The sequence below is a fragment of the Tatumella ptyseos ATCC 33301 genome, from assembly GCF_000735525.1.
Lineage (GTDB): Bacteria > Pseudomonadota > Gammaproteobacteria > Enterobacterales > Enterobacteriaceae > Tatumella > Tatumella ptyseos.
In genome coordinates this window covers 1-6,231 of the sequence record NZ_JMPR01000044.1, presented here as the reverse complement: position 1 = coordinate 6,231, position 6,231 = coordinate 1, and the positions used below count along the sequence as shown (strand labels likewise).

The following is a 6,231-nucleotide window of genomic DNA, read 5'->3' as shown; positions in this document are numbered from 1 at the left end:
ACGGCAACAGAAGGTCACTGTCCCGACAACCTATACGGCCACCGGACCCTGTCAGGTCTGGTCATGGGACATCACCTGGTTACCGTCGGTGGTACGTGGACGCAGGTATTACCTGTATATGATAACTGACCTGTACAGCCGGGAAATCACCGGTTATGAAGTGCATGAGACAGAAAGCGGTGAACAGGCTGCTGCCTTAATGCAACGCAGTGTCATGCGTGAAGGCTGCTGGCGGCATCCGCTGGTCCTGCACGCAGATAACGGCGCAGCCATGAAATCACAGATGCTGCAGATGAAACTGCAGGAACTGAATATCACGCCGTCTCACAGCCGTCCGCGGGCCAGTAACGATAATGCGTATGCAGAGTCACTGTTCCGGACGCTGAAGTATGTGCCGCAGTGGCCGTCATCGGGGTTCAGAACGCTGTCGGATGCCCGCCAGTGGGTGGATAAATTTACCCGGTGGTATAACGAAACGCACCGTCACAGCGGAATACGCTATGTGACTCCGTCAGAGCGGCATCGCGGAGAAGACAGAGCTTTGCTGAAACAACGGGATAAACTGTACCGGAGCGCGAGACAGGCCCATCCTGAAAGGTGGTCTGGCAGAACGAGAAACTGGCAGCCGGAAGGTCCGGTAACGTTAAATCCGGATCGGGAAAAACAGGCGGCTTAAATTAACCGGGGGTGACAACTACCTTGACACTTACCGGATGATAAAGGACATTGTTCTGAGCGCACTGCTGATGGCTGTATAGCGGCGCAATCCCCAAAGACAGGTGCTGTTCACTCAGACCAGGGCAGCCAATACACAAGTCATGAGTGGCAGTCATTCCTGAAGTCACATGGTCCGGAAGTTAGCATAAGCCGTCGCGGTAACTATCATGATAACGCGGTTGCAGAGAGCGTTTTCCAGCTACTGAAACGTGAAGGGATAAAGAAAAAGATCTACGGAACGCGTGAAGAAGCCCGTAACGATATTCTTTGATGACATCGAAATTTTTTATAACAGTAAGCGTAGTCATGGTTCGAGCGAGCAGATGTCACCGACTGAATATGGAAACCTGTATGATCAACGGCCCGGAAGTGTCTGAATTATCCGTGGCGATTCAGTTCAGACTATTTTAAGGGTGATGGGGCTTGGTGGAAGAATATCATTTTTTATTTTAGTGCTACTCTGCCATCAGAACTCTGGATATACGTTTTATCACCTATATTGATAAATACTTTTCCATCGACGCTTCCTCTCACAACAATTGCTATACTGTTATAAACACATTTCTTTTGCTCGCCATTATTATCATCAAAGCAGGTATAGTCATCAATTGAACCGTCTCTGACTCCTTTGGGTAATTTCTCATAATCATCGAAATTCATGATAATAACTGTGAAGTTATCCGGGGGGTTGATAATATGATATTTATTCTGAAGTAATTCTTTGCTTTTCAACCACCAACTTAGTTTTCCTTTATTCGTCATTGGTAAATGCTCTACAAAAACCGTACTATTATCAACCCTGACTATTTTGGCTGGTCTTACAGCAATCAAAATGCAGTATGCTATTATTAAAAAAACTAAAATTGAACCAATCCTTTTATAGTTAAACATTGTTTTCCCCTGTTAATGTGATAGTGGCCTCGAAATTTGTGAAAAATGGCTTTTGAGAAAAATGTTTAGCTCTCTGTAGAACGAACCATATTCTAAAGAAAGCAATAGAGTTAAATTTAACTTTTAAGATATCTTCTTTGTCTAAGCCAAAATGGTCTTGTGCTCTGTATTTGATAACTGCAGTGTATTTATTGCCTTGGAAGGTCAGGCTTTCTATAGATATTTCTGTGCTGTTTATATCATGGACGGTAATACCCATTCCATTGACGAAATCTTTCCATCTTGTGTATTTAGATAGATGACTTTTAGATAACACACTTGAAAAACTTTCCTTCGTCAATAGCGACCTATCGAAATCAAATTGCTCAATAGTATTTTTAATTACGGATAATGTGCTATCGACAGAGCTGTCACTCAAAATGAGATTTCTGTAGGCATTGTTCATCGTCGGATGCTGATAATCTTTTCCATTACTGCGCTGCATATGATTGAAAAGGTCTATGATCAAGCCCTGGTATGGTCCCCGGAAAGAAAAGACATAGGACTGAGATCTCAGTTCATCGTATAACATCGCTATGGCTCTTTCTCGACTCGCTGGCCGGAGGGAGTTAGTCGAGTGATGCTGATAGAAGGGACCAAAAGTAGTCCAGTCGATGAAAGTTGACACTTGTCCAAGATGATAATGCTTTTTCAGTGTATCAATATCCATATCTCCGCTTTGCATGTCATCGGCATTTCTGTCATTGAATCTTTTTTTTGTGGTGAAGATGATTAGTTTTTTATCGATTCCTTTCATTCAAAATCAATCCTTTTCAGTCAAATGATTACGTATTATACATTTCCTGTTTGTCAGGCAGACTAATAATTTTCTTAACATTTTCTATACTAAGAGTCATTCAGGCTCACATAAGCACTCAGTGATTAACCACAGTCATGGGAGTGGTCCCTCTGTTAAGGGAGCATATCCGGGGGCAGGTCACAAATTGGAAAAAAATCAGGCGGTTCCGTTGCCCTGTTCGTTATGCCCTGCTGATTCGGGCATATACAGTATTCTGCAGGTGCTTAATGCTGCGTGCCACGCGAGCCACCCTCAGCGTATTACCGGTTCGACAACAGCTCAACTCGCTTATTCCGGATCGGCTGCTTCCGCGGGCTTTTTCTGCGCGAATGATTTCACCTCCGGCAGCGCGAAGAATTTGTATCTGCAGGGTCAGGCTCCGGTCAATGGTTGAAACGCGGGCATAGCCGTAAAGTACCATAATAATGAGGACTGTCTTATCGGATTGACTGTTTTGGGTCTGCCTAATAAAAACACAGGTGTATACAAAAAGAGCATGATGCTATATAAAAGCCATCCATATTTTAGCTCTGCGGTGAATACATGTACCCAAAAAATGCACATTACATTTGGATTGGAAATAAGCCCCTGCCACAATATGCAATAAGTAACATTATACATTTTAAAGCAAACAACCCACATTACACGGTCTATCTTTGGACGACCAATCCACACAGAATGGTCAATAACATAATAAATTCTGGATATAGCTCACAATTTATGAATCTTATAAACTGTCGTGATTTGCCCGAAATGACAGGATATATTAGATCTGCTGTTGAAAGAGAAATGTCTGATAGTCCTTATCATAATTACGCAGCTGCCTCTGATATTTTACGCCTGGTTGTTTTAGAGAAGTTTGGCGGTATTTATATGGATGTGGATGTTATGGTATCAGGTAGTCTTGGTTTGATATCTCCTGAACGAGTAAGCAGCACGGGAACGTCTGACATATTAATACATCAGGAGGTGTTGAGTAATCAGACACGCTTATCCAATGCAGTAATTGTCAGCCAGCCCCGCACCAACACTCTGAAAAAAATGATTAATTATGCAGTGACTCCTTATGCGAAAAATCATCTCTATGAGATGGGGTTTGGCCGTACTGCAGGTAAAGATTTATTAATGAAAGCATTAAAAGATTTGAAGGATATTCCATTGAGGGAAATCATGTGGGTAGGAAAGAGAGCGGTACCTTCTCTTCGCCATCAAATAACCATATATCTTACGGGGCCGGGGTTAATGGATGCATACCTTCAATCCAGTGGATTAAGTCAACGGTTCCAGACAACAAAAATACTAAATGAACCCGCTCGATTTGGACAACGGGAAGACGATTTCCCGGGAACCTGGAAGCGGGGGATGAACGGTAAAGGTGAGTGGGTAGTCCCGGCCAGAAAATTTAACAGTACAATTTAACCTGTATTCCCGCCACCCCCCTCTGGCTGGTATACAAGGAAAACTGGTATGGTCCATAAAAATTATAGTTCGTGCCCGCAAAATGCGGGCAAATTCCATCGTTGCCTGACATCATTCATTCCGCTTAATGAGCGTTGAAGCCCGGAGGGGAACACCACAGACTCACATTAAGGGAGCCGGTGTCGGAATATCCAGTCTGTAATTTTAAGGGGCTGAGTTGATGGTGGTCAAAACCAGGAAAGTCGCTCAACATCAGGGTGCTGACACAACCATGTTAGTTGCAATTATTGTGAGTCCGGGATAATGGATTGCGAGGGGAATGATTCAGGGACGGAAAGATAGTGCGTGACCGAACCATATCGGCATAAAACCGGACGAATGATAAGACCGGCGCGATGCCCCGGTAAGTATTTATGGGAAAAATTCATGCAGCATTTTTTCTTCACCCAGCGTGAATATTAAAAAATCACTCTCTTTGAAGGTGTTTTCTTTGATCAGCTGTTGTTTCACTGTGCTGAATTTTTTTGTGTCGGTGAAGAAGAGTGCTGTGACATAATCTGAATCAATCAAATTCTGTTGTTCAGAAAGTCGTACAACCTCCTGGTAGCAATCCCTTTCCTTGTCTCCTGTTCTTTGTCTTAACATACATTCTGTCAGTAAATAGGTTCGGACAGGTTTTTTACTATAGAGTTCTCTAAGAAATTCAATGCCTTCTTTATAGTAATTTTCTCCTATCAGACTATTTGTGTACATTAACAGGATTGCGGTGTTTTCAGGGTTACTTTTTCGGATTGAGTTAATTTTTGAAAGGATTTCATTACGCTGGCCGGGGGCCGACACCGCTAACCTTTCAACTAAAAACGCCACCTCGTTTACAGGGTTTTCTTTAATGGAAACAGGTTCCTGATAAGAATTTGCATGGCCTGACAGAAAGAAAAAAAGTGTCACTGTCCGGAGGAGGAATAATATTTTTTTCATATTAAAAATGCCTGAATTTATTCAGTGAGATATAGTGTGTTGCTTTATTAGGGGCGGGGGCAGTGAGCCCGTATACCCTGTATTTAAAACGTATCCGTTTTCTATTTTTAAAACTGGCTGGATGTTTTTACTTGTTTTTAAAGTAAAGCGGGATCCCCCGATAAGAATTTCATCCTGAGTGAGAGCAAAACACCTCTCTCTGGCATCCAAAATGTATTTTTTATTATCGATATTACTTTCGACGGTACACCAGGGTTTAATCATACCTGAACCATAAGCCCTGGCTGCATTACATAACATCGATGCGGATAAAAATAGAAATTTCCCTTCTTTACTATCGTTTTCAGTGATATTCAGAAGCAATGTATAAGATGCATGTAAAGCACCGACCCCTTCCAGGGCGAGATAGCCAGGTGTCGTGAACCTGAACGATTTTGTTGCCATTTTATCCTCCCTGATAAAATCAACAAACACTGCGCCATTCCCGGAACAGTTATCCTCTGCAACGCCAGGGCCTGTCTTTATGAATCTATGTGAATGTGCTGTTCATGTAAACACAAAATTATTAATGTATTTTTGTTATTACTTTCAATGTCTTAATTTTTTTCCCGGAGTTCGTACCGGTCGCAGTGTTTGGTCTGGATCCGTTAAATTCATTAATATGTCTCCGGCATATTCCAATATTCCTGATACTCAAACTCCATAATACCCCTGTTTCGTCATCATCCATTGATACATAAACCGGGCAGGAGGAATACAACGTTTGTCTTATGGACGTTAAAGCAGTATTAAGGCATATCCATACAAAAATCAGGAGGTATCAGCGTATTAGAACCGACCGTTTCCCTGAGCCGTCCAAGCTTAATGCGGACTGTTTTTGACATTTGATCCGGATTGTCGTCCCTCAGACCCGGAATCACGTTATATCTGTGCGGGCCGTCAGGCCGGAGCGATAAGTGAGGGGACAGCGAGGACCTGCGCCAGGCGAGGATTGTTAAGGCCCGCGCCTTCGGGCCTTAACCCGGCCGCCGCCATGCGGCAACTGAAACTACTGCACGTATGACGGGCGGAACCGGCTCAGAGCGGATACACGGGAACCGAAGAATTTGTTTGTGTCAGCACGGTGAATATTCCGTTCGCTTTGCGGTAAGGCATGCTGCCTGTAATCCGCTGCGGGCGACCGGGCAAAGGGCGCCAGGCCGCGCCCTCTGCACTCCCTGCCTTGCGACAAGCCTGCCCGCCGCTGCGCGGTACCTTCACTCATTCATGTGTCCTTTACGGACCGGTCATGATTCGCTCCTGCTCAGCATGACCTCTCGCCGCGTCCCTGCGGCTCGTCCTGGCCACATTCATTCGCTCAGCGGTGCGATGTCGCCCGACCAACGGTG

6 protein-coding genes and 2 pseudogenes are annotated in these 6,231 nt (G+C 44.1%); 3 read left to right on the top strand and 5 right to left on the bottom strand.

Annotation, left to right across the window (positions count from 1 at the left end):
- Positions 1 to 676: DDE-type integrase/transposase/recombinase (locus GTPT_RS14175; protein ID WP_038011667.1), on the top strand; the 676-nt coding region annotated here is incomplete at its 5' end.
- Between the two features lie 34 nt (positions 677 to 710).
- Positions 711 to 1,094: pseudogene (locus GTPT_RS17155) on the top strand (DDE-type integrase/transposase/recombinase); the annotation flags it as partial.
- Positions 1,095 to 1,161: 67 nt separating this feature from the next.
- On the opposite strand, the gene GTPT_RS14170 reads toward GTPT_RS17155, so the two are convergent.
- The 3 genes and pseudogenes from GTPT_RS14170 to GTPT_RS17875 form a co-directional block, all read right to left on the bottom strand.
- On the bottom strand, positions 1,162 to 1,608 hold the full coding sequence (locus GTPT_RS14170) for a DUF943 family protein (protein ID WP_029991594.1): 447 nt from the start codon (positions 1,606 to 1,608) through the stop codon (positions 1,162 to 1,164).
- A complete protein-coding gene (locus GTPT_RS17150; protein ID WP_029991596.1) occupies positions 1,601 to 2,404 on the bottom strand; it encodes a DUF3289 family protein in 804 nt (267 codons plus the stop codon). Before GTPT_RS17150 ends, GTPT_RS14170 begins: the two co-directional genes overlap by 8 nt.
- A 200-nt stretch (positions 2,405 to 2,604) precedes the next feature.
- Positions 2,605 to 2,867: pseudogene (locus GTPT_RS17875) on the bottom strand (recombinase family protein); the annotation flags it as partial.
- A 122-nt stretch (positions 2,868 to 2,989) separates the two neighbouring features.
- On the opposite strand from GTPT_RS17875, the gene GTPT_RS14155 reads away from it, so the two are divergent.
- Positions 2,990 to 3,865 carry a glycosyltransferase family 32 protein gene (locus GTPT_RS14155; RefSeq protein WP_071780154.1) on the top strand — a complete coding sequence of 292 codons (876 nt, stop codon included), beginning with the start codon at positions 2,990 to 2,992 and terminating at the stop codon, positions 3,863 to 3,865.
- A gap of 411 nt (positions 3,866 to 4,276) precedes the next feature.
- On the opposite strand, the gene GTPT_RS14150 is transcribed toward GTPT_RS14155, so the two are convergent.
- Positions 4,277 to 4,843: a hypothetical protein gene (locus tag GTPT_RS14150; RefSeq protein WP_029991601.1), complete on the bottom strand. Its 567-nt coding sequence runs from the start codon at positions 4,841 to 4,843 to the stop codon at positions 4,277 to 4,279.
- Positions 4,844 to 4,864: 21 nt separating this feature from the next.
- Complete coding sequence (locus GTPT_RS14145) at positions 4,865 to 5,287, bottom strand: hypothetical protein (protein WP_244875092.1); 423 nt, start codon at positions 5,285 to 5,287, stop codon at positions 4,865 to 4,867.
- Positions 5,288 to 6,231 lie beyond the last annotated feature (944 nt).

Excerpts from the sequence above, each read along its gene's own strand:
- GTPT_RS14170 (WP_029991594.1), bottom strand. The coding sequence starts at position 1,608 with ATGTTTAACTATAAAAGGATTGGTTCAATTTTAGTTTTTTTAATAATA.
- GTPT_RS17150 (WP_029991596.1), bottom strand. The coding sequence starts at position 2,404 with ATGAAAGGAATCGATAAAAAACTAATCATCTTCACCACAAAAAAAAGA.
- GTPT_RS14155 (WP_071780154.1), top strand. The coding sequence starts at position 2,990 with ATGTACCCAAAAAATGCACATTACATTTGGATTGGAAATAAGCCCCTG.
- GTPT_RS14150 (WP_029991601.1), bottom strand. The coding sequence starts at position 4,843 with ATGAAAAAAATATTATTCCTCCTCCGGACAGTGACACTTTTTTTCTTT.
- GTPT_RS14145 (WP_244875092.1), bottom strand. The coding sequence starts at position 5,287 with ATGGCAACAAAATCGTTCAGGTTCACGACACCTGGCTATCTCGCCCTG.